Consider the following 23,086-nt stretch of genomic DNA (forward strand, 5'->3'; position numbering starts at 1 on the left):
GAAACTATGAATTTTTTACCTGAAACCATTGATCAATACGCATCAGATCATTCTCAAAAAGAACCCGAACTTCTCCATGAGCTGTTTAAGGAAACATGGCAGAAAGCCCTTGTCCCAAGAATGATAAGTGGACACTTTCAGGGCAGGGTCCTCTCGATGATCTCAAAACTCGTGGCTCCAAAAACCATTCTTGAAATTGGCACCTACACGGGTTATTCGGCACTTTGTTTGGCAGAAGGCCTGCAAAAAGGAGGATTGTTACATACGATTGATCACAACGAAGAACTTTTTGATTTTCAAAGAAAATACTTTGACCGATCAGCTTATTCAAATCAAATCAAGCAATATGTCGGGGAGGCCCTGGAGGTTATGGTTGATATTCATGGCCCTTTTGATTTGGTGTTTATTGACGCTGACAAGGCAAATTATGCAAATTATTTTAAGGCTGTCATCGATAAAATGAATTCGGGAGGCGTAATCCTTTCTGATAATGTGTTATGGAGCGGTAAAGTAACGCAAAACCCAAATCCAAAGGATGAAGACACGATAGCCCTTATTGCTTATAATAAGCTGATCAATGAAGATCCAAGACTGGAAACTGTTTTGCTACCCATCAGGGATGGATTAACCATAAGCCGGGTGATATAAATATAAAAAGAGACTAGCTCTTTATCATGGTTAACACCATTTTGAATTTTTCCACAGCTCTGAGTGCATGGGGAACGTTTGCAGGCATTATAATGGATTCCCCCGATTCAAGCAAATGGGATTCCCCGTTGATGATGATCTCGGCCTTGCCATCAACAATAAGAACCATAGCGTCAAAAGGCGTGGTGTGTTCACTTAGCCCTTCTTTTTTATCAAAAGCAAATAAGCTGATGTTTCCTGTTTGCTTTTTGAGTATATGCTTGCTCACTACGGCCTTTTCGGCATAGGAAATACTTTCTGCAAATAAAAATTTCACGCCCTTTTCAAATTCGTTTTGTCCCATTTAACTGTGTTTTATTTTGTGCTAATCATCAAAATTTGTTGCTGCGGTATTAGTTTATGAATCAAAGGCCTTTTTTAAATGTTTGGCATGGTCATCCAGAAAATCCTTAATTTCTTCGAGAAACTCCTGATCTTTTTCAGTTCTGTTAATGGTTAAGTGAACCATGACCGAATCAGGCGCAGGTTCATATCCCGTTGTAACTGTCCAGGCAAGTGCATTGGGGCATTCTAAAAGAGAAAAGCGAAGGCCACCCTTAATTTCTTGTCTTGTCAAGGTAAACTCACCCCATAAACTGCCTATTGCGGCTTGATGTTCATTTAGTGTTTCCAACAAGAAAAGTTGAGCGCTGATGCGTTCCAAATTCTTAAATTGACCTGTGTTTTTGATGCCTTGCTCGTTGGTATTTACATCAACCTTTCGAAAAAACTCCATCGCTTATTATTCTATATAAATCGTATAAATATCGCTTTGTTTATCAAGTGTATACTCAGCATTATCAATCCTTTTTTCGTTGTATTTCGAAAAACTACAACAATTTTCGGAGGCGCGTTCCGTATCAACATACAAGTTCAAAATATCTTCCCCTGCAATTTTCACAACCACTTTGGCTACTTCAGTTTCCCATCCAATCGAACCGATAACAATCAAATTAATGTCATCTTCAGAAAGAAAACCAAAAGTTCGTTTTGAGTTATCGTCAGTATTTAAAACCTCTATTTGCTCAGGCGTATAGGTACCATTCGTAAAGAGGTTTTCTCCTGATTCCTTATCCACAATCTCAAATACAAATGAGGTTGGAGGCGTAAAGCAGAGCAAATCTTCACAATCATTATTATCACATCCCTGTAAAAATATAAACAACAATAATGAAAGATATTTCAACACATTTCTCATAATAAAAAGTACTCGAATCAGCTTGTAAAGCTAATCAAACAATGCTTTTTTAAGCTGATAATTGTCATAAAAAAACGACCATGTGTTTACGTGGTCGCCTGATTTAAAGATTGTACTCCGATCTATGATTGTGCCTTTGTTTTATTAAACATATAACGAGCAATTTTCCAGGTTCCTTCTGTTTTTTCAAAAACAAATAACTCTCTGTTTTCTTCCGGAACAGTTTGTCCATTTGCATGAATCAAAGTGGTTCCTTTAGAGCTTGTTGTGGCAAAAGCCAGGTTCCCTTCAATCACAATTTCTTCGATATAGAATTCAATATTGAGTTGAATTTGTGAGAATACAAAATCATAGGCTTCCTTAATATGCTGTGTGCCAACAGCTGAAGGTGCTTCACTAGGCATAAAAATTCCGTCTTTGGTATAAAGACTTGTTGCCAAACCTGAATCGGACGTGTTCAGAGATCTTTTATATTCGTTTAATAATGCTTCAATTAATTGTTTTTCTTGTTTATCCATGATTTCTGTGTTTAAAGATTCTTTATTATTCCCTTTGGTTGTATTCGGTTCCTCGCAAGCAAATACTAATGCGATAATCGTTGCTATTGTTATCATTTTTTTCATATGGTATAGTTTAAATGTTATAAAGCAAATTTGAGACAATAAGTTGTACCGGGGCTATAAGGTGGGTTAAGAAAAAATCTTAAGATAAATTAAGAATCTTCTTACCTCGAAGTGATCTCTCTTCTAATCTTAGAGAGAAATTCAGGCGTTACGCCTATGAAAGAAGCAATTTGAACATTTGAAATGCGGTTAAATAATTTGGGGTAGTTTTTAAGAAAGTCGAGATACCTTTCTTCGGCTGTGGCCGAGATGTTTTGTAAAACCCGCTTTTGAAGATTGACAAAGGCGTTTTCTACAAGCACCCTGAAAATACGGTCGAATACACTGTGTTCTGTATACAAATATAGCAGGTCCTCCTTGGCAATTTGAAGTATTACCGATTGCTCCATGGCCTCTATATACAATTCGCTGGGTATTTCAGAATGAAAACTCCCTATATCTGCGATCCACCCACCTTCTACGGCAAACTGGAGGTTGTGTTCGTTTCCTTTATCATCGACTTTATACATTCTAAAACACCCATCTACGACAAAAGTGTAATGCTTACACAGATCTCCTTGCTGAAGAATAAATTGCCTTCTTTTGATTCTTCTTTCTGCAAGTCTTTTTTCCAAATCATTTACCTCCTTTCTATTGAGTGCCCTGTAGTTTGAAAAATGATCTAAAAGTGGTTGTATATTCATATGCATTGTGAATTACCTTTTTATCTCCTTATTTGATCCTAATTTTAGTTCATGCCTGACGACAATATGTTATTTATCTTGACCTTATAGAGCCTGCTTTGACCATTTTCATATCCGCTAAATTCCTTCAAAAGCTCCTCTAAATTTTGGTAGGCCCTATTTGAGGTTAGGTTGCTTCTTTTACTTGTAAAATATAAAGTATTAGAATTCATATCTACAAAGGGACAATAATCGATTTCATCCGAATTAACCTGGTTTCCCAAATTTACAGAGGGTTGCCATCCACTGCCTTTATTGAAGCTTATATACAAATCTCCGCTTCCCAGGCCATCGGGTCGATTGAAACCGGTAAAAATAAGAAAGCTTTCATCAGGAGAGACAAAGGCATTAAATTCATAACCTTCTGTATTAATGGATTCACTTAGAGAAATAGGTTCCTGATACATGTCTCCGTCCCATTTGCTAAGGAAAATATCATCTTTTCCTTTTGTCGTAGACAAATTACTTGTGAAATATAAATTCATATTATCCGACAAAGAAGGATAGAATTCATTTTTTTCGCTGTTCACTGGCGACCCTAAATTTACCGGTTTGTCCCATTCAGCGGAAAGGGTTTGGCGCGAAACATACCAAATATCATAATCTTTGACCTCATCACCTGTGTTTTTCAAAGGGCGGTTAGAAGCAAAATACAGTCTTAAATTATCCGGGCTCAAAAAAGGTTCTATATCCTGGTAATTACCCGAGAATGAAGCAATAAACGGTTCTGACCACTCCTCTTTGGTTTTTTTTATATGCATGATGGCCGAAATTTCTCCATTTGGACTTTGCAGGGTAAAATAAGCTTCATCACCCGATGAAGCCAAGGTAAAATCCCTGATATTTTCAAATTTTGACAAAGAAGTGAAAGCAGGTTCAACCTTTTCAAGCCGCTGACACCATAAAACCTGGCTCGTCAATGATATCAAATAAATTAATTGCCACTGAATCCCCATATTGTTGTTCTTTTTCGGAATTGATTCATGTTTTTGAATTTTTATGTTTTCATAGAAGGCCTAATCGGCTTCACTTTGTAATTGATTTATTCCTTTATTTAAATAAATGGCCCCTGGCTCCAAACCTTACTGTTCTTGCCGAAGAAAATGGTAGGTTTACTAGCCGGAGTACTTTCTCAATCAAGAGCTTCTGAAGCAAAAGGCAACAGTATTTCATGAAAACCGTTTATAATATCTTAGCATATTCAAATTTGGGATCCCTCAGATCAATTACCCAACCGGAACCTACTCCTCAACTCTTTTGATATTGATAAACGGACTTCTTAACTGATAAAAAAATGACTGCTTATGGGCTCCTTCAAATTCTTTAAGGCCATAATTGATCTCTTGCACAGGTTTGGTCTTGAAAGTTCCAAAAAGCTTGTCCCAAACAATAAAGAGGGTTCCATAATTCGAATCGGTATAATATTGGTCCTGTTCGTGATGCACTTTATGATAGTTGGGCATCATGAATAACCAGCCAAACGCCTTATCTAACCAAATGGGATAGGTTAGGCTTGTGTGCTGCATAAACAGCACCGGGAACAGTAAAAACAAAAATATATTCATCGACATGATATCAAGGCCAAAAATCACGGAAAAAGCCAATTCACCAATGGTAAAAAAGATGATGTCGGTTGGAAAGGTCCTGAAGCTTGTTGAGGCGTCCATAGAGGTATCACTGTGATGAACACGGTGTTGTCTCCAAAGCAAGGGCGAAACATGATCCAGCCTGTGCAACCAGTAATCTGATAAGTCAAGTATAATGACTCCTGCCAGGACCTTAAACCAATAAGGCATGCTTATAAGGTTAAATAAACCCAGTTGATAGGTGCTGATCCCGTCGAAAGTAGTGACGACCAAAAACCCTAACACTGATCCTGTCGCAATCGCCAGCAATTGAAACAAAAAATTATGGAATAAATGATTGATCTTGCTCCCCACATGCTCCCTCTCCCGACGGTTAAAGAAAGTTTCAAGTACAAAAAACAAAATGATAAGACCCACTACTATATAATTGGGGTCTATGGCTAAAAGGGTGTTGATGGTTTCCATAAGGTTATAAATTTAAGGGATTCTTACAAACTGGAACAATACTACTTTTCCGTCTCCCGAGATAACGGCGTTAAGGCCTTTTTCAACTTTGGCATAGCGAATCTTCTTAGGGAATTCATTGGCCTTGTTTTCGCAGGTAAAACTCTCCAAGTCAATTTGGGTTACTTTGAAAATCGTGGGCTCAACAGCGTCATGTCCTTTCACTTCAAAGTTCCAGCTATCTTTTGATTTGATCAATCTGATTGATTCCTGCCATAGCGTGTCTGAGGCTTTTAAGGTATAGCCGCTGCCTTTTAATTCAGTATCATCAATTTTTTTCCAGTGTTCAAAAGTTTGGGACCCTTCCTGGTCATTTGTTCTTTTCCAGCTTCCGAGAAGCCAATCGAAATTGACTTGATCCTCATTTGATTCAGGGAAAGCATTTTTATCATTGCTTAGATCAGAAAACCCGAGAAAACAGCACAGGCTAATAAACAGGAGTATGTTTTTCATGGTATTGAATTTGCTGATTTCGTAAAAGTATCCTAAGATACTCAATCTTATTGAATGGGTCAAATCTGTTGAAAATGACCGTTTTACTTAGTTTCTGAATCAAAATTATCCTTCTATTCTCAAAGATTATCTTTACCTTGATCGCAATTCTTATCCAACCCATTATGAAAAAAACGCTACTTCTGATCTTGATACTTCTATCCTTACAATCTTGTAACAACGCTGATGCGTACATGGTGTTTTCTGAAGTTCCGGACCTTACAATGCCGGATAATGGCCTTCGTTTTAAAGAAATTGAAAATTATAAAAACTATAAAATTGTGGCCACGCATTTTGTGACTGATAATAGCGAACTCCGCTATATTCTGGCCAATAAAAAAGCTTTTATAGCCCTTTCTAAAGAGCAGCCCTTTCCTGAAGGCAGTATTTTAGTGAACATCGCCTGGAGCGTAAAGAATATGTCAACCTTTAAAGAGGCCTTGGAAGCTGATGAAATTCAGCAAATCGATTATTCCATTAAAGACAGTAAGCAATTCTCACAAAACCCCGGTAATTGGGGTTATGCAAGTTTTGAAAAACGAAACGGAAATTATCAGAGCTCAACGGGAGGTACGGCAAGGTGCATCGCCTGTCACAATAATGCGAAAGAGACTGATTTTAAATTTACAACTTACCAAAAAATGCAGTAATTAACTTATTTCGAGTCTTTGTCCTGGCTTTGGAATTGTATAAATTACGGAGAAGCCTGACTTATTTTAAGGGCTGTAAAGGAGAAAAATTGATGAATTGACCGAATTTTGAGTCCCGTTATTTTCATTAATTCAAATCTCAATCACTTCCTTTACCATGAAGCCTGTATTTCCAGTAGAAATTTTAGAATATAGTACTGAACAGCACCGGTTCAAAAATTCAAAAAGGCACAGAATAATCTATATCATCTTATTGTTGAGTTTACTTGCTATATGTGTAGCCCTGCCCCTTATAAGAATTGACCTTTACAAGACTTCTTCAGGGATAATCAGATCAGAAAAAGAGATAAATCCGGATGCAAGCCCCAAAAATGAAAGGAATACTGCTGATTTTATATATCAAAATGACAGTGTACTGCTGCTCAAAAGGTTGGAAACATCAAATCCTGGCTTTCTAATAAGTTCCCTTGATGGGGCATCTCCACAAACTGATCTTGTTGTCGAATGTTATTTATCTCCTTCAGATATGGCTTTGATCAAAAAAGACCAGAAAGTTAAATTTCGGATACATGCCTTTAAACAAGGGTATTGGGGTTTAGCCTCAGGGCATATTATTGGGATATACAGGAGCCTTGTTAAAATCAATGATCTTCATATGTACAGAATTTTATGTTCCCTGGATGAAACCAATCTTTTTTTAAATAAAACGACAATGGCAAATCTTCAAAAAGGCATGGCGCTTACTGCCCGGTTTCTTCTGGAAAAGAAGTCCCTGCTTCAATTATTGTTCGACTCGCTACATAAATAGAATCACACTTGCTTTAAACAATTATGTCAAAACTGAACATTAAACAACAGGATATTACAGACTGTGGAGCAGCCTGTTTATCATCTATATCTTCTTATTATAAACTTTATATTCCCATTTCAAAAATCCGTCAATTGGTTGGAACCGACAAGGAGGGGACCAATCTTATGGGTCTAATCGAGGGGGCAGAAAAACTGGGATTTGACGCAAAAGGAGTAAAGGGAGCAGAAGCAAGCCTGCATAAAATTCCAATACCGGCAATTGCCCATATTATTATCAACGGCCGTTTACAGCATTTTGTCGTGATTTACAAAGTTTCCGAAAAAAAGATCCGGATCATGGATCCTGGAATCGGTCAACTCAAAAATGTTTCTATTGATAGCTTTATTAAACAATGGACCGGTGTTCTTGTCATTTTGCTTCCAAATGATTCTTTTATGCCCGGAAATGAAAAAGTGTCTTTGATGTTAAGGTTCTGGTATTTGTTAAAGCCCCATAAATTTACCTTGATACAATCCTTGATAGGATCTGTATTCTACACCCTTCTTGGATTTTCAACCTCTATATATATTCAGAAAATCACTGATCATGTTCTCGTAAACGATAATACTAATTTACTGAATATCATGAGTATATCAATGGTCTTTCTATTAATCATACAAATCATTCTCAGTGTTTTTAAAGATATTTTTCTCCTTAGGTCCGGACAGGAAATTGATGCCCGGTTAATCCTTGGGTATTATAAACACCTTTTAAAACTTCCCCAGAAATTCTTTGACACGATGCGTGTGGGTGAGATATTGTCTCGTATCAACGATGCTGTGAACATCAGAATATTTATTAACAATACTTCTTTAACCCTAATGGTGAATATATTTATTGTTTTGTTCTCCTTTATGCTGATGTTCACTTATTATTGGAAACTAGGCCTTTTAATGCTGGCCGTGATTCCGATTTATGCAATGATTTTTTTGATCACCAATGCATTGAACAAAAAAACAGAACGAGTGATTATGGAAGCCTCCGCGGATCTTGAAAGTCAGTTGGTAGAATCCTTACATGCAATAGCTACTGTGAAACAATTCGGGCTTTTAGACTATATGCATACCAAAACTGAAACTAAGTTTATCAAGCTTCTCAAAATTGGATATCGCTCTTCACTAAATCATATCTTTAGTCAATATTCAACACAGAGTGTTACGAGTTTATTTACAATTTTGTTGCTATGGATCGGTTCTTTTTACGTCATTGCAAAGGAATTATCCCCAGGGGAATTGTTTTCGTTTTATGCGATCATCGGTTATTTTACCGGTCCGGTATCGGCGCTGATATCCTCCAATAAAGCAATTCAAAACGCGATCATCGCGGCCGACAGGCTTTTTGAAATCCTTGATCTCGAGATAGAATCAAAAGATATTAAATATCAAATTCATGAATCAGCAATAAACAGCATAGAATTTAAAAACGTCTCATTCAGATACAGCAACAGGCAAAATATATTCTCTGATCTTAATTTGTGCCTAAAAAAAGGTGAAATCACCGCGATTGTTGGCGAAAGCGGTTCGGGAAAATCCACACTGCTGAACTTACTTCAAGGCCTGTATCCAATAAACAAAGGAAGTATTCTTCTAAATGAACGAGATATAAAATATATGTGCCTGTCAAGTGTAAGAGCACTTATAAGCGTGGTTCCTCAAACTATTCATCTTTTTGATGGTAATATTATTGACAACATTACTATAGGATCATCGGATATCAATATGAAAAAGGTTCTAACGGTTTGTACATCTCTCGAAATAATGCAATTTATAGAAGATCTGCCTCAGGGGTTTTATACGCAATTAGGTGAAAACGGAGCTTCGCTGTCGGGAGGTCAAAAACAACGAATTGCCATTGCCAGGGCTCTTTATAAAGACCCTGAAGTCCTGGTCCTTGATGAAGCTGCGGCATCTCTTGACAGTGAGGCTGAATATGCGCTTCAAAAAACGCTTCTCGGATTTAAAAAAACCGGGAAAACGGTTATTCTGGTTTCTCATAGGTTGCTCAAACTGACTTTTGTAGACAACCTTTTGGTGCTAAAGGACGGAAAACTTGTTGAGCAAGGCAGCCACAATGAATTGATCCATAAAAACGGGTCGTATAAAACGCTTTGGGAAAAGCAATTTCCTCAATCCTCAAAAGTCATTTAAGCTAATTCTATATATAAACCTCCATTATGAAAAACCTAAAACAACTGGAAAGACTTCGAAAAATTCATCGAATGATAAAGCTTGAAAATACAGGAACCCCCTCAGAGCTGGCAGAGAAACTGCATATCAGCACCAGGCTTACCTATCTTTTACTTGAACAATTGAGAGAATTTGACGCTCCTCTATACTTTAACCGGCGGACAAAAACATATTATTATAAAAATGATTTTGAGTTAACGATTAACATTTCAGTTCAGGTAATCACCCATGAAAAATTGGTCAATATTTACGCTGGGGGAAAATTTGCAGATTATGTTATTTCACTGCAAGGAGGCTGCAGTAAGCAAAATTATCTTTGTTACCTCAAAAAAAAGCTAGACGTAGCCGGTTAGACGTAACCATATTTTGAAAAATCAAATGTAAAATCTGATATCTATGGAATCTGGATGTCAAAAAACTAAAAATTTATGAATGAATTAAATTATGCCACGAATGAATTATCATTCGACGAATTGACAACAACAACCGGAGGTCATCCGATTTTAGTTGTTTTAGGAGTAGTTACAACAACAGTAAGTCTTGGAAGGGCCTTGGATCAAGCGGGTCAATGGTTTCTCGAAGGATGGAATGCGCCAAATTAATCAATATGGAAAATCTTGAATATACATATTGCATTTACCTGAACCAGGATCAATTGATTGAGTGCAATGGAGGAGGCCCTATTAAAGATGCCGTGGAATGGTATTATAAATCTGTAGGGAGTTTTTACCGTGGAATCTACGATGGACTCATGGGAAATGAGCAAATCACTTAAAAAAAGAGAATTATGAAAACTAAAATCAATATCGGACTTTTATTTATATGTGTTGGGTTTTTTAATTTACTTTTTTTCCTGGATACCATCATAACAGACCCTATGGATGACTTTTCAATTTTTTCGGTAGATTCAAGCAAAACCATAAATACCATATACTATTTTATGATAAGCGTGATATTGATTTGTACTGGTATTTATTATCTCAAAAGAAATAATCTTAAAAACAAAAAATTAAAATGACACAATTAAAAATTTCAAGTGTAACAAAACTCAATAACAAAGAACTGCAATTAATAAGAGGCGGAACGGATCCCGCATCGGGTTCATATGCGGCGGGTTACGCTATAGGCAGCTGGTTTAGGGAAATGTACAACATCTGGTCATACGGCCTTACCCATCTTACAGACCGCTAAAAACAAAAAATGCCTCGTTGTTTAACGAGGCATTTTTTTATGTGATTCCTTTAATTCCTTTGAGTCAACAACCACTTTACCCTGTCATAAGAAACAAGATAATGTATGATGACAATCCCACCTAAAGCATAACTCAATCCGGTATATTCCAGGTTAAATACTGCCCAAACGGCCAAAGCAAAAAATATAAATTCAATCATTAATCTAATCATGCCAGACACCGGTATTGGAGCTTTACCGGAGCGACTTGGATCATCAGGAACAGCAAAGGTTCCCCACACAAAGGTCATTAAAATGGGTAAGCCCAGGCCAACTGCATATTGAAGCGTGCCGTCAAAACTTTTCCAGCCCCATAAACCTACAGATCCCAAAGCCGCAAGCTCCAGCAGAAATCGAATCATTAGATTAATAGGATGGCTTCCCATTGTGAATGGCAGTTGATTAATTTTTCAATGAAAAGGGATAAGAAACAAAGTTGAAAATAATGCCTTATTAAACCACTTTTAACAAAAAATAATTCCTTTTCCCTCTTTGTAATAAGACAAACTTATCTGCTATCAAGTCTTTGGTACTTAAAACAAAGTCTTCTTTTACTTTTTCCTTGTTTACGGAAATAGAATTTTCTTTAAGCGCCCTTCTGGCCTCGCCGTTAGATTTTAAAAAGCCTGATTTTTCATTCAAAGCATCAACAATATCCAAGCCGTTTTCCAGGTCAGCTTTTTCAATTTCGGCCTGAGGAACCCCGTCAAAAACGTCTAAAAAAGTCTGTTCATCCAGTGTTTTAAGATCTTCGGCTGTAGATTTACCAAATAAGATCTGAGAAGCCTTTACCGCATTTTCAAAAGCTTCTTCTCCATGACACATAATCGTTACCTCCTCGCCTACTTTCTTTTGTAACAATCTTAGATGCGGTGCTTCTTTATGCTCCACTATAAGCTTCTCAATTGTATCCTGATCGAGAAATGTAAATATCCTGATGTAATTCTCAGCATCTACATCTGAGGCGTTTAACCAATATTGATAAAATTTATAAGGCGATGTTCTATTGATATCGAGCCAGATATTTCCGCCTTCGGTTTTTCCAAATTTGGTTCCGTCTGCCTTGGTCACTAAGGGGCTTGTTAAGGCGTAGGCTTTTCCTTGTACCTTTCTGCGAATCAATTCAGTACCTGTGGTTATGTTTCCCCACTGATCGCTCCCTCCTATTTGTAGTTTACAATTATTATGGGTGTATAAATGTAGGAAATCGTAGCCCTGTACCAATTGATACGTGAATTCGGTAAAACTCATCCCTTCTTTTGACTCTGCATTGATTCGATTCTTTACAGAATCTTTGGCCATCATATAATTAACGGTGATATGTTTCCCGATATCCCTGGCGAAGTCAAGAAAAGAAAGGTCTTTCATCCAGTCGTAGTTGTTGACCATCTCAGCAGAATTCTCCACAGCACCTGAAAAGTCAATAAACCGTTCCAGGGTCTGCTTTACCCCTTTTATATTTTTTGCCAATGTTTCTTCGTCAAGTAAGTTCCTTTCATTTGATTTTCCTGAAGGATCCCCGATCATCCCTGTGGCCCCGCCAACCAATGCAATGGGTTTATGTCCGGATTTTTGCAAATGCATCAATAAGATGATCTGTACCAAACTCCCAATATGCAAAGAGTCTGCTGTTGGATCAAATCCTATATAAGCGGTAGTTGATTCCTTTTGCAGTTGCTCTTCTGTACCCGGCATGATATTGTGCAGGAGTCCTCTCCAGCGCAGTTCTTCAACAAAATTCTTTTTCATTCTTAAAAATTTGCAGCAAATATAAAAAAGAAAGCCTTCTTTGAAATCATATCTTGCATTTATTCACACAAATAAAGGGATTTATCAAAGCACCGGTATCGTTCAAATGTTTATTTTCGTAATATGATTTTGGTAACCGGCGGAACTGGCTTGGTGGGCTCCCACCTGTTATATCATCTTTTACGCGAAAATGATAGTGTTCGCGCTATTCATCAAATAGACAGTAACCTCAACGCCGTAAAAGAGGTTTTTAGGTTTTATGGTTCAGAAACAGACAGTCTTTTTAACAAAATCCGCTGGGTTGAAGCTGGGTTGAATGATATCCCTGAATTGGAAAAGGCTTTTGACAATGTTACCTGCGTGTATCATTGTGCTGCATTGGTTTCTTTTGACTCAAGGGATTATCAGAAATTGAGGAGGGTAAATATAGATGGTACTACGAATATTGTAAATCTTTGTATCAGCCGGCATGTAGAAAAGCTTTGTTTTGTAAGTTCAGTTGCCGCTATTGAAAATGGAGCGGAAGGTGAAGTCATGGATGAATCCGACAGTTGGAACAATGAAACCGATAAAAGTGATTATGCCATTTCAAAATACGGAGCAGAAATGGAAGTCTGGAGGGCTTCACAAGAAGGGGTTCCGGTTGTGATCGTAAACCCTGGTGTGATTCTGGGAGCTGGTTTTTGGCAAAAAGGATCAGGAAAGCTTTTTAGCAATGTACAAAAAGGTTTAAAATTTTATACAGAAGGCGTCACAGGTTTTGTCGGGGTGCAGGATGTAGTGAAAATCATGATTCATTTAATGAAGTCTGCTGTATTCAACGAACGATTTATTCTGGTTTCTGAAAACCTCTCCTATAAAAATATCTTGTTCATGATTGCTGATGCACTCAAAAAAGAAAGGCCGGTCATTCGGATCAATAAAATCATGGCTGCCTTTATTTGGCGGTTTGAATATCTAAGAAGCAAAATAACGCTTTCTTCACCCCTTTTAACCAGAAGAACTGCTAAGTCAGCACTTTCTAACCATCCCTATACAGCTAAAAAAATTAAAAACTTGCTTGAATTTGAGTTTGAGCCTATTGAAAATTGTATCACAAGAATTTCAACTGAATTAAAATCATAATATTGGGGTTTAATTCAGGATATTTTGTCTTTTCCTTTGAGCTTCAATAATGCTGTCTCTCTTTTCATTTGCCTTCTTCTCTGTCTCCTGAAGGCCCATAATTGAATCCATTCTTGATTCGTAGGTCTCTTTTAGAATTTTCATCCTTCGATGCACTTCTTCAAATATTTCTTCGTATTCGCCGATTTGGGATGTATAGTAAAGGTTTGATTGAGCAAATTGAGTGCTGTCTACCCCGTATTTTTCATAAACCAGGGACATATAATTTCTATTCTTTTCTAAATAAATATTTTGTACGTTGGAGGTTCCTACAACCAGGTGCATATCTAAAAGAAGATCGGTCATTTTAGACTTGGAGATCAGGTTTTCCGGTTTTTTATAATTGCCTTTATCTTGACAAGCAAAAAGGAACAGGATCAATATAAACGAATACAATATTTTCATTAACGGTCAAAAATTAATCGTTTGCCCTTGATGGAATCATTAAAAACCCCTTTATTATAGATTAAGTGCCCATTGACAAAAGTGTGGGTAACCGTTGAGTGAAACGTTGTTCCTTCAAAAGGAGACCAACCGCATTTGTACAGGATATTCTCCTTATCGACAGTTTGAGGAGAATTGGTATCAACGAGCACCAGATCGGCATAATAACCTTCCTTAACAAATCCTCTTTTTTCTATTTTAAATAATCTCGCGGGATTGTGACACATTTTTTCCACGACTTTTTCAATGCTGATTTTGTCCCTTTTAACAGCCTCCATCATTGCCAGCAACCCATGTTGCACCAATGGTCCTCCGCTTGGGGCTTTCGTGTAGACCTGTTTTTTCTCTTCCAGTGTATGGGGAGCATGATCAGTTGCAATTACATCGATCCTGTCGTCAAGCATGGCCTTCCAAAGGCCAATTTTATCCTTTTTGGATTTTACAGCCGGGTTCCATTTGATAAAAGTTCCTTTCTCTTGATAATCCTTGTCATCAAACCACAAATGATGGATACAAACTTCTGCTGTTATTTGTTTTTCTTCCAGCGGTATTTTGTTAGTAAACAGTTCTGTTTCTATAGCCGTTGACAAATGGAAAACATGCAGCCTGGCTCCCGTTTTTTTGGCAAGAGCAATCGCTTTTGAAGAAGATTTATAACAGGCCTCAGCACTTCTTATCACTGGATGCATTTCAATAGGGATATCATCACCATATATGCTTTTTTGCTTATCTAAATTTTTTTTTATAGTTGTCTCGTCTTCGCAGTGGACAGCGATAAGAAGTTTTGTCGACGAAAATATTTTTTCAAGAACTTCTTCATCATCCACCAGCATATTTCCGGTTGAAGAGCCCAAAAACAGCTTTATGCCCGCTACGTTTTTAGGATTGGTCTTTAAAAGTTCTTCCAGGTTATCATTCGTCCCGCCCATCATAAAAGAATAGTTGGCATATGAACTTTTTGCCGCTATTTTGAACTTATTTTCAAGCAGTTTTTGTGTTGTGGCCTGAGGAACTGTATTAGGCATTTCCATGAACGATGTAATTCCTCCCGCAACAGCCGCACGTGATTCTGTTGCAATTGTAGCTTTATGTGTAAGCCCCGGTTCCCTAAAATGAACCTGATCGTCAATAATACCGGGCATCAGGATCTTTCCCTTTGCATCAATCAGCGCCGTATTTCGGGGAAAATCACTAATATCTTTAGCTATTTTCTTGATGCTTTCTCCTTCAATCAATACATCGCTTACAAAAGTCTTTCCTTCATTGACGATTGTAGCATTCCTTATTAAAGTGTTCATAATCATAAATACCTAACTATTTACTGGTTTTGGCAATCCTGCAAATCTCATTTTGATAATTCCGAAAATAGCTTCCGTAATTATTGTTTTGCTCATTTTAGATTCACCTAAGGTTCTGTCTGTAAAGATCACCGAAACTTCCTGGATATTAAAACCGTGTTTCCAAGCTTTAAATTTCATCTCAATCTGAAAGGCGTAGCCTACGAACTTAATTTTATCTAACTGTATGGTTTCCAATACTTTTCTGTGATAACAAACAAAGCCTGCCGTAGTATCGTTAAAGGGCATCCCCGTAACAAATCTCACATATTTCGAAGCAAAATATGACAATAAAACACGTTTCATTGGCCAGTTGACTACATTCACTCCTCTTGAATATCGCGATCCTATAGAAACATCTGCTCCCTCTTTGACGCATTTATTATACAGCCTAACTAAATCTTTTGGATTGTGCGAAAAATCGGCATCCATTTCAATGATGTAGTCATATTTCTTTTTAATGGCCCATTTAAAACCATGAATATAAGCCCGACCCAGCCCGTCTTTCTTATTTCTAATCTCCAGAAAAAGACTCTTTGGGTATTCCTGCTGTAAATTCTTTACAATATCGGCAGTGCCGTCAGGAGAACTATCGTCAACAACTAGAATATCAAATGATTTTTTCTGAGAAAAAGTAGTCCTTATAATCTTCTCAATATTTTCTTTCTCATTGAAAGTAGGAATGATAACAAGCGTATCTTGCATAATACTTATTTATAGGGACAAAGGTAAAATAAATAATTGCTAATTTTGTGTTAAGAATATACTTAATGAAAAGATTAAAGAATCCTAAGATTCAATTTTTTTCCATCCTCCTTTTATTCTTCGTAATCAATGTATTACAGAGCAGGTTTACCAACCTTTTCGAAGACGAGGCTTATTATTATGTCTGGTCAAAAAACCTTGCTTTTGGATACTTTGATCACCCCCCAATGGTTGCATTGTGGGCTTTTATAGGGCAATTATTAGCCGATGGTGAACTTGGTTTAAGGCTTTTAAGCACCATTAGTTTTTGCTTGATGATATGGATTATTTGGACGATGGTCGATTACAAGGAAAAATGGCGTTTTGTGCTATTGTTTTTTCTCGTCGTGATTTCATTGACCTTATGGCAGGTTTTTGGGTTTATCATTACCCCTGATACTCCGTTATTACTCTTTACATCCTTGTTTCTTCTGTCCTATAAGCGGTTTCTTGACAAAGAAAGTACCTTGAACATAGTTTTACTGGGCTTTAGTATGGCGGCCATGCTTTACAGCAAATATCACGGTATCCTTGTCATTGTTTTTGTGGTTGTTTCACATCTCAAACTACTAAAAAACCCGCGTTTTTGGATGGCCGGGCTTTTGGGTTTGGTTCTTTTTATTCCTCATCTGAACTGGCAATATCAAAACGGCTTTCCGTCGTTTGAATACCATTTAAAAGAAAGGGGTAAAAAACCGTATAGCATACTCAATAACCTGACACATCTTGTAAATATGATTGCTGTAGTTGGTCTTACTTTTCCTGTGGTTTATAAGGCTTTTTTTAAGCAAAAAACCACCGGGGTATTTGCAAAGTCGCTGAAGTTTATTATTTATGGCTTCTTTATATTTTTCTTTATAAGTTCTTTTAAATCAGAGCCTCAGGCCCAGTGGGTCATCCTTATACTTATTCCATTAGCGCTCATTATTTTCCCTTATTTCATTGAACATCCCAAGGCTCGTAAATGGCTCGTGATCCTGGGAAGTATTCAACTGGGCTTGTTACTCATTATCAGGATATTTTTGGCCTTTCCTTCCCTGTCACCCATTGAGTTGGAACCCCATGTGTCTCAGCAATGGATCCCAGACCTAAAAACCAATACCGAAGGGAGGCCTGTGGTATTTGTCAACTCTTATCGCAACGCTTCATTGTACAATTTTTATACGGGCATAAAAACTCATTCCTACAGTATTTTAAAAGGACGAAAAAGTCAGTACAACCTTCTTGATTTTGAAGCTAACATGCAGGGAGAAGATATATACAGCGCTAACTCATATGTAAAAAACCAACCAAAATTAGCGAAAAGATATAGTAGTTTTATATATGGCAAGTTAATACCTGACTACCAAACTTTTGAAAAAGTAATTTGCCGCATTGAAACAGAAGCGTTAACCTTTCACCCCGGTACCAATCAATTTGAATTTAGATTTATCAATACTTATGATAAAAATATTACTTTTGATCAGGTTCGGTTTGTCGGGGTTTTTCAAGGGTATAAAAACAGAATTATTGCTAAAGTTCCTTTACAGGTAGTTCATCCTGAGAGTTTAATGGCAAAAAAAGAAAAGGTGATGCGAGCTGTTTTTGAAGCTCCGGAAATACCCCAAAATGAGGCTATTACATTCAGGGTTGCCCTTGAATTCTATAATTTACTTGAAGGATTCCAAGGAAACAAAGTGGCTGTTACTAAGACTAACAAATAAAAAGCATGTTTGAAGGCATAGAAAAAGTATCTGCAACCAGTGATTGGGTTACCTTGATCTTCCTTGTTGTGCTTATACTTATTGCAGTCCTTCAATTTAATTTTTCGGAGCGCTTTTCAAAACTTTTTTCACTTGTCTATTCAGAAAAATACTACACTGATTATTTCAAAACCAGACCATTAATCTTCAATCGTTTTCATATAATTTTCTTTTTTATCATTATTTTTAACATTTCCCTTTGCATTTATTTTACCTTAAACGCCTTCAATTCCTCGGAGACCACTGACACATTTTACTTCTATTTCCAAATCCTGATCATGACATTGGTATATTTTGTGCTGAGGTATATTGTAGGGTTTTTACTCGGAAATATCTTTGAATTAGAAGAAGGGCAAACTTATTTTACTTTTTTAAAAATTAGCAACTTAGCACTGATATCGATCCTTATTTTCCCCTTGTTGGTCTTAGCCAATTACAGTGTAGGAGGGTTTCATAAGTTTTTGATAACTTTAAGTATCGCAGCTTCAATAGTGATTGCATTATTTCGTTACTTTGTATTGATCAAAAATGAAAAATTAGGTTTTAACAATTTGTTCTATTTATTTTTGTACCTTTGCGCCCTTGAATTAGCCCCCTTTATAGTTATTTATAAACTGTTTGTTGATTAAAACAAAATTATATGAAAGTAAAAACTATACTTGTTTCGCAACCAGCTCCGAAAGCAGAACAATCACCTTATTTTGATCTAATGAATAAACAAAAAGTGAAAATAGATTTTCGCTCATTTATTCATGTGGAAGGTGAGTCTTCAAGAGAAGTTAGAAATCAGAAAATAGATTTTTTAAGTTTTTCAGCCGTAATTTTCACCAGTAGAAATGCTGTGGATCACTATTTTAGGTTAGCAGATGAAATGCGAGTCACAATTCCGGATGACATGAAATATTTTTGTCTTTCAGAAGCTGTCGCTTTTTATTTACAGAAATACGTGGTGTACAGAAAGCGAAAAATCTATGTAGGAACCAGAACTTTTGATGATTTAATGCCTTTGATCAAGAAGCACAAATCTGAAAACTTTCTTTTGCCTACTTCAGATATGGTAAAACAGTCGATGATAGACAATATGAATAGTCTGAATGTAGAATGGAAAAGAGCTGTATTATTTAAAACGGTGATCAGCGACCTTTCTGACCTTGAAAACGTATTTTACGATGTTTTGGTTTTCTTTAGCCCTAGCGGTATAAAGTCTTTGTTTGAGAATTTTCCTTCTTTTAAACAAAATAATACCAGAATCGCGGTGTTCGGTAATTCAACGGTAAAAGCAGCTGAAGAAGCTGGTCTTAAAATAGATATTGCTGCTCCTTCTAAAGAAACGCCGTCCATGACTATGGCTCTTGAAAAGTATATCAAAGAGGTTAATAAATAAAACCTTCTTTAAAACGATAAAAAAAAGCGACTTAAAAGTCGCTTTTTTTTATTGTTATTTATTCTAGCTTACTTTGATCATTTCGGTAATCTTAGCCTCTAGTTCATCGGCAAGCTCGGGGTTATCGCCGATCAAGGCTTTTACAGCATCCCTGCCTTGTCCTAATTTAGTATCACCATAGCTAAACCAGGATCCGCTCTTTTTGATAATATCCAATTCTACGCCCAAATCGAGAATTTCACCGACTTTAGATACTCCAAGGCCGTACATAATATCAAATTCTGCAGTTTGAAAAGGTGGCGCCACCTTATTTTTTACAACTTTTACTTTAGCTCTGTTACCCAGGACTTTATCACCATCTTTAATTTGGGTTCTCCTTCTGATATCCAATCTAACCGATGCATAAAATTTTAATGCATTACCACCAGTTGTCGTTTCAGGATTACCAAACATTACGCCAATTTTTTCTCTTAACTGGTTGATAAATATTACTGTACAATGCGTTTTATTAATCGTAGCAGTCAGCTTTCTCAACGCCTGCGACATCAAACGGGCGTGAAGCCCCATTTTTGAATCTCCCATTTCTCCCTCGATCTCACTTTTTGGCGTCAAAGCCGCAACAGAATCAATAACCACTATGTCCACAGCTCCAGAACTAATAAGGTTATCTGCAATTTCCAATGCCTGCTCTCCATAATCAGGTTGAGATATGATTAAATTATCAATGTCAACACCCAAATTTGAAGCATAAAAACGATCAAATGCATGTTCAGCATCAATAAATGCCGCTATTCCTCCTGCTTTTTGAGCTTCAGCCATTGCGTGTAAAGCAAGGGTTGTTTTTCCCGATGATTCTGGTCCAAAAATTTCTATGACCCTGCCCCTTGGATAACCCCCGACACCTAAGGCTAAATCAAGGCCCAGTGATCCGGAAGGGATCACATCAATATTTTCATAAGGTACATCACCCATTTTCATGACAGAACCCTTTCCATAGGTCTTGTCAAGTTTATCGAGCGTTAATTGTAATGCCTTTAATTTTGCTGTTTTTTCTTTGTCTTCAGCCATAATCTAACTTTGTATGTTTTATGTTTTTTTTATAATAATAGAAAGCTAAAATAGGAATTTTTGGGGGTAAATATTTCTTTTCCACATAAGATTGTTATTAACAAATTACAATAGGTTTTTACAAATATTTCTTTAACCTTTCTTTATTCGTGCCCTGATCATGAAAAGGTAAACGAAATCTTTTCATGATTCTAAAGAAGGTCTAGCTTTTAACCATATACGTATGCGGAATACCATCTTCCATATAATCTTGTCCGGTAGAAATAAAACCCAAAGATTCATAAAATTTCCTCAAATACTGTTGGGCACCTATTCTAATGGTTTTGGTGTTAAACAGTGATTCTATTTGCTGTATAGATCTTGACATCAATTCAAATCCAATCCCTTCCTGCCTATAGTCTTTGTGTACCACTACCCTTCCTATTGCTGCCTCGTCATAATAGTCTCCGGGTGCAAACAATCTGGTATAAGCAACTGTCTTTCCAAGATCGGTTGTTGCAAATAAATGATAGGCTATTTGATCCTTACCATCCAAATCCAGGTAAGGGCAGTCTTGCTCAACAACAAAAATGTCGAGGCGCAATTGTACAATATCGTGAAACTCCTGAACAGACAGGTCTTGAAATTTTTTTAAGGTCCATTTCATATGGAAAGTAATTTAATCCTGAATAATAAAATCCTTGTGATCATCTCTATCAAATTCAGGCTGAAGATTTGAGTGTTTGATATGAAATTTATCTAAAAGAATCATTTCTACCTCAGCACAAATCTTATCAAACTCAGATAGTTTTATATCTTTTTTAAATTCTATATGAGCCTCAAAATGAACATCATGGTCGTTTAATTGCCAAATATGTACATGGTGAATATTTTCTATTTCACGTACTGCGAGAATTTCATTTTGAATGCTCTCTATTTGAAGATGCTTTGGTGCAAAGAGCATTAATATCTTTAAGGAATCAATAAAAATATTCCAGCTCATATATAAAAGATATACAGATATAATAATGGTCAGAACTGAATCCAGCCAATAGATTTGATAGTATTTCATTAAAATACCTCCAATCATGACTGCTACTGAGGTGAGCATATCAGTAATTAAATGTAAATAGGCAGATCGCATATTTAAATTATGGTCTGCATCTTTCTTAAGTAATATAACACTTAAACCATTTGCCAGGATAGCTATAAAAGCCAACCAGATTACCAAATCACTGCCAATTTCGGTTGGATGATTCAATCTTTTTACTGCTTCAATACCTAAAAATACTGCAATGATAATCAGCGTAGAGGAATTGATAAACGCGGCTATGATCTCTGCTCTTTTAAATCCAAAAGTCTGGTGTAAGGTTTGTCTTTTCTTATTACTTAGTAAATTTGCCGAGTAACTTATTATTAAAGAAATTACATCCGATAAATTATGTACTGCATCGGAGATTAAGGCTAAACTTCCCGAAATAATTCCCCCAATAATCTGGGAGACAGTAATAATAATATTAAGTATTATTGAAAACAGTAATCTGTTTCCAGACAATTGGCCATGTTGATGTGTATGATGATGACCCATATCTACTTAACAGTTGTCGGTAGGAATTTTATCAATTCTTTTTTGGTGTCTTCCTCCTTCAAAATCAGTATTTAAAAAAGTTTTAACAAATTGAATACTATCTTCGAGAGATACAAACCGAGCGGGAATACTTAAAATATTAGCATCATTATGCTGTCTTGCTAAAGCAACCAATTCGTCATTCCAACAAAGCGCAGCACGAATTTTTTTATGGTGATTAGCAGTCATGGCTGCACCATTGCCGCTACCGCAAATAATAATTCCAAGGTCTGCTTTACCCGATTCTACAGCTTCAGCTACTGGGTGAATAGCATCAGGATAATCCATACTTTCCTCCTTATCTGTTCCAAAATTCATCACTTCAATACCGTTGTCCTTTAAATATTTTACTATTTCAAACTTATAACTGGTTCCTGCGTGATCGTTGCCTATTGCTATGTTCATATTCAAAATTTTCAACAAAATTACGTTTATTAAAGTAATAAACATAAAATTATTACATTGTTAAATGAAGTTCACAATAAGTTGATTTTAAATAGTTTAAAAAAATCCCTAATTGTTCATTACTTCTGGTATAATTCTCATAAATAAATTTTGCTGATAAATATTAAATCATCAATGCTTAAAATAAGATTATGAACCAAATTTATTTTTGAGTTTTTTAATGAATGTTATAAACAGTTTTTAAAAGGTTTATCAGCACTTTTATTATTTACTTTATCATAAAAAATAAGTTAACACAGATTTAAATGATTGTCAATAACTGTTTAAAAAAATTGATTATTAAGCATTTACTATTTTATAACTTGTTAATAGTTTTTTAAAACTCATATATCATAATATAACAGGTGATTTTTATTGTATCTATTAACAAACTATAATACACATCATTTGTTTCTTAAATTTTTAAATAAAAGCTTTTAATAATATTATAGTTGTTGATAAAAACAACTTTATTTAAAAAAGTGGCTAAGAAAAACGTTCAGAATCTATAGAAAAATGAAGTGTAGTTACCTCATTTGTTTTTTTATACTCAACTTTTTTAAAAGTATAATCAATACTTTTCTTGGCTGCATAAAGGCTTAATGCAAAAATAAGAATACAAAGAATGATTATTTTAACAATAGTTTTCATATACCTTAAAGACGAAGGCTTTTTT

29 protein-coding genes are annotated in these 23,086 nt (G+C 36.1%); 12 read left to right on the forward strand and 17 right to left on the reverse strand.

The features are described from left to right. Window positions 1–6: 6 nt before the first annotated feature. A complete protein-coding gene (locus tag AABB81_RS12855; RefSeq protein ID WP_342160956.1) occupies window positions 7–648 on the forward strand; it encodes an O-methyltransferase in 642 nt (213 codons plus the stop codon). Between the two features lie 13 nt (window positions 649–661). Here AABB81_RS12855 and AABB81_RS12860 read toward each other — a convergent pair whose 3' ends face one another. From AABB81_RS12860 to AABB81_RS12895, 8 genes are all read right to left on the reverse strand, one after another. Beyond that, window positions 662–991, reverse strand: coding sequence for a cupin domain-containing protein (locus AABB81_RS12860; protein ID WP_342160957.1), 330 nt, complete (start codon window positions 989–991; stop codon window positions 662–664). Window positions 992–1,045: 54 nt separating this feature from the next. Next, complete coding sequence (locus AABB81_RS12865) at window positions 1,046–1,423, reverse strand: hypothetical protein (RefSeq protein ID WP_342160958.1); 378 nt, start codon at window positions 1,421–1,423, stop codon at window positions 1,046–1,048. 6 nt (window positions 1,424–1,429) lie between these two features. Next, window positions 1,430–1,885, reverse strand: a complete 456-nt coding sequence (locus AABB81_RS12870; protein WP_342160959.1) for a hypothetical protein — start codon at window positions 1,883–1,885, stop codon at window positions 1,430–1,432. 122 nt (window positions 1,886–2,007) lie between these two features. Continuing rightward, on the reverse strand, window positions 2,008–2,508 hold the full coding sequence (locus AABB81_RS12875) for a YybH family protein (protein ID WP_342160960.1): 501 nt from the start codon (window positions 2,506–2,508) through the stop codon (window positions 2,008–2,010). A 101-nt stretch (window positions 2,509–2,609) separates the two neighbouring features. Next, window positions 2,610–3,191, reverse strand: a complete 582-nt coding sequence (locus tag AABB81_RS12880; protein ID WP_342160961.1) for a Crp/Fnr family transcriptional regulator — start codon at window positions 3,189–3,191, stop codon at window positions 2,610–2,612. A gap of 44 nt (window positions 3,192–3,235) precedes the next feature. Further along, the gene (locus tag AABB81_RS12885; protein ID WP_342160962.1) at window positions 3,236–4,159 is read right to left on the reverse strand and encodes a TolB family protein; all 924 of its coding nucleotides are present in this window, start codon (window positions 4,157–4,159) and stop codon (window positions 3,236–3,238) included. 312 nt (window positions 4,160–4,471) lie between these two features. After that, complete coding sequence (locus AABB81_RS12890) at window positions 4,472–5,281, reverse strand: sterol desaturase family protein (protein ID WP_342160963.1); 810 nt, start codon at window positions 5,279–5,281, stop codon at window positions 4,472–4,474. A gap of 12 nt (window positions 5,282–5,293) precedes the next feature. Then, window positions 5,294–5,773, reverse strand: a complete 480-nt coding sequence (locus AABB81_RS12895) for a hypothetical protein (protein ID WP_342160964.1) — start codon at window positions 5,771–5,773, stop codon at window positions 5,294–5,296. A 164-nt stretch (window positions 5,774–5,937) separates the two neighbouring features. Here AABB81_RS12895 and AABB81_RS12900 point away from each other — a divergent pair, with 164 nt between their 5' ends. The 7 genes from AABB81_RS12900 (at window position 5,938) to AABB81_RS12930 (ending at window position 10,689) form a co-directional block, all read left to right on the forward strand. Then, a complete protein-coding gene (locus AABB81_RS12900; RefSeq protein WP_342160965.1) occupies window positions 5,938–6,462 on the forward strand; it encodes a cytochrome P460 family protein in 525 nt (174 codons plus the stop codon). 157 nt (window positions 6,463–6,619) lie between these two features. After that, a complete protein-coding gene (locus tag AABB81_RS12905) occupies window positions 6,620–7,270 on the forward strand; it encodes a beta-barrel domain-containing protein (RefSeq protein ID WP_342160966.1) in 651 nt (216 codons plus the stop codon). A gap of 23 nt (window positions 7,271–7,293) precedes the next feature. Then, on the forward strand, window positions 7,294–9,459 hold the full coding sequence (locus tag AABB81_RS12910) for a peptidase domain-containing ABC transporter (RefSeq protein ID WP_342160967.1): 2,166 nt from the start codon (window positions 7,294–7,296) through the stop codon (window positions 9,457–9,459). Between the two features lie 26 nt (window positions 9,460–9,485). Next, window positions 9,486–9,851, forward strand: a complete 366-nt coding sequence (locus tag AABB81_RS12915; RefSeq protein WP_342160968.1) for a DNA-binding protein — start codon at window positions 9,486–9,488, stop codon at window positions 9,849–9,851. Window positions 9,852–9,926: 75 nt separating this feature from the next. Continuing rightward, window positions 9,927–10,100 (forward strand): hypothetical protein, encoded by a 174-nt coding sequence (locus AABB81_RS12920; protein ID WP_342160969.1) that lies wholly within the window; start codon window positions 9,927–9,929, stop codon window positions 10,098–10,100. Between the two features lie 5 nt (window positions 10,101–10,105). Next, complete coding sequence (locus AABB81_RS12925; protein ID WP_342160970.1) at window positions 10,106–10,273, forward strand: hypothetical protein; 168 nt, start codon at window positions 10,106–10,108, stop codon at window positions 10,271–10,273. Window positions 10,274–10,512: 239 nt separating this feature from the next. Further along, entirely contained in the window at window positions 10,513–10,689 is a 177-nt protein-coding gene (locus tag AABB81_RS12930) for a hypothetical protein (RefSeq protein ID WP_342160971.1), read from the forward strand. A gap of 50 nt (window positions 10,690–10,739) precedes the next feature. Here AABB81_RS12930 and AABB81_RS12935 read toward each other — a convergent pair whose 3' ends face one another. Together AABB81_RS12935 and tyrS are read right to left on the reverse strand one after the other, a co-directional pair. Further along, window positions 10,740–11,090, reverse strand: a complete 351-nt coding sequence (locus AABB81_RS12935; protein WP_342160972.1) for a YrdB family protein — start codon at window positions 11,088–11,090, stop codon at window positions 10,740–10,742. Window positions 11,091–11,181: 91 nt separating this feature from the next. After that, window positions 11,182–12,477: a tyrosine--tRNA ligase gene (gene tyrS, locus AABB81_RS12940; protein WP_342160973.1), complete on the reverse strand. Its 1,296-nt coding sequence runs from the start codon at window positions 12,475–12,477 to the stop codon at window positions 11,182–11,184. A gap of 123 nt (window positions 12,478–12,600) precedes the next feature. Here tyrS and AABB81_RS12945 point away from each other — a divergent pair, with 123 nt between their 5' ends. Then, window positions 12,601–13,602, forward strand: a complete 1,002-nt coding sequence (locus AABB81_RS12945; RefSeq protein ID WP_342160974.1) for an SDR family oxidoreductase — start codon at window positions 12,601–12,603, stop codon at window positions 13,600–13,602. 9 nt (window positions 13,603–13,611) lie between these two features. On the opposite strand, the gene AABB81_RS12950 is transcribed toward AABB81_RS12945, so the two are convergent. The 3 genes from AABB81_RS12950 to AABB81_RS12960 are packed head-to-tail and all read right to left on the reverse strand — an operon-like array spanning window position 13,612 to window position 16,127. Further along, window positions 13,612–14,046, reverse strand: coding sequence for a DUF4296 domain-containing protein (locus AABB81_RS12950; RefSeq protein ID WP_342160975.1), 435 nt, complete (start codon window positions 14,044–14,046; stop codon window positions 13,612–13,614). Further along, a complete protein-coding gene (locus AABB81_RS12955; RefSeq protein WP_342160976.1) occupies window positions 14,046–15,389 on the reverse strand; it encodes a dihydroorotase in 1,344 nt (447 codons plus the stop codon). The genes AABB81_RS12950 and AABB81_RS12955 overlap by 1 nt, the downstream gene beginning before the upstream one ends. A 6-nt stretch (window positions 15,390–15,395) precedes the next feature. Further along, entirely contained in the window at window positions 15,396–16,127 is a 732-nt protein-coding gene (locus AABB81_RS12960; RefSeq protein WP_342160977.1) for a polyprenol monophosphomannose synthase, read from the reverse strand. Between the two features lie 65 nt (window positions 16,128–16,192). Between AABB81_RS12960 and AABB81_RS12965 the strand changes: the two genes are divergently transcribed. From AABB81_RS12965 to AABB81_RS12975, 3 genes are read left to right on the forward strand one after another with little or no spacing between them, the layout of a single operon-like run. Next, entirely contained in the window at window positions 16,193–17,869 is a 1,677-nt protein-coding gene (locus tag AABB81_RS12965) for an ArnT family glycosyltransferase (protein WP_342160978.1), read from the forward strand. 5 nt (window positions 17,870–17,874) lie between these two features. Then, on the forward strand, window positions 17,875–18,537 hold the full coding sequence (locus tag AABB81_RS12970; protein WP_342160979.1) for a DUF4271 domain-containing protein: 663 nt from the start codon (window positions 17,875–17,877) through the stop codon (window positions 18,535–18,537). Between the two features lie 11 nt (window positions 18,538–18,548). Further along, a complete protein-coding gene (locus AABB81_RS12975; protein WP_342160980.1) occupies window positions 18,549–19,292 on the forward strand; it encodes a uroporphyrinogen-III synthase in 744 nt (247 codons plus the stop codon). A gap of 63 nt (window positions 19,293–19,355) precedes the next feature. On the opposite strand, the gene recA is transcribed toward AABB81_RS12975, so the two are convergent. From recA to rpiB, 4 genes are all read right to left on the reverse strand, one after another. Beyond that, window positions 19,356–20,360: a recombinase RecA gene (gene recA / locus AABB81_RS12980; protein WP_342160981.1), complete on the reverse strand. Its 1,005-nt coding sequence runs from the start codon at window positions 20,358–20,360 to the stop codon at window positions 19,356–19,358. Window positions 20,361–20,562: 202 nt separating this feature from the next. Further along, a complete protein-coding gene (locus tag AABB81_RS12985) occupies window positions 20,563–21,006 on the reverse strand; it encodes a GNAT family N-acetyltransferase (protein WP_342160982.1) in 444 nt (147 codons plus the stop codon). 12 nt (window positions 21,007–21,018) lie between these two features. After that, a complete protein-coding gene (locus AABB81_RS12990; protein WP_342160983.1) occupies window positions 21,019–21,894 on the reverse strand; it encodes a cation diffusion facilitator family transporter in 876 nt (291 codons plus the stop codon). A gap of 39 nt (window positions 21,895–21,933) precedes the next feature. Then, entirely contained in the window at window positions 21,934–22,371 is a 438-nt protein-coding gene (gene rpiB / locus AABB81_RS12995; protein ID WP_342160984.1) for a ribose 5-phosphate isomerase B, read from the reverse strand. Window positions 22,372–23,086: the final 715 nt, after the last annotated feature.

Source organism: Lutimonas vermicola, from assembly GCF_038433205.1.
In the GTDB taxonomy this organism is placed as follows: Bacteria; Bacteroidota; Bacteroidia; order Flavobacteriales; family Flavobacteriaceae; genus Lutimonas; species Lutimonas vermicola.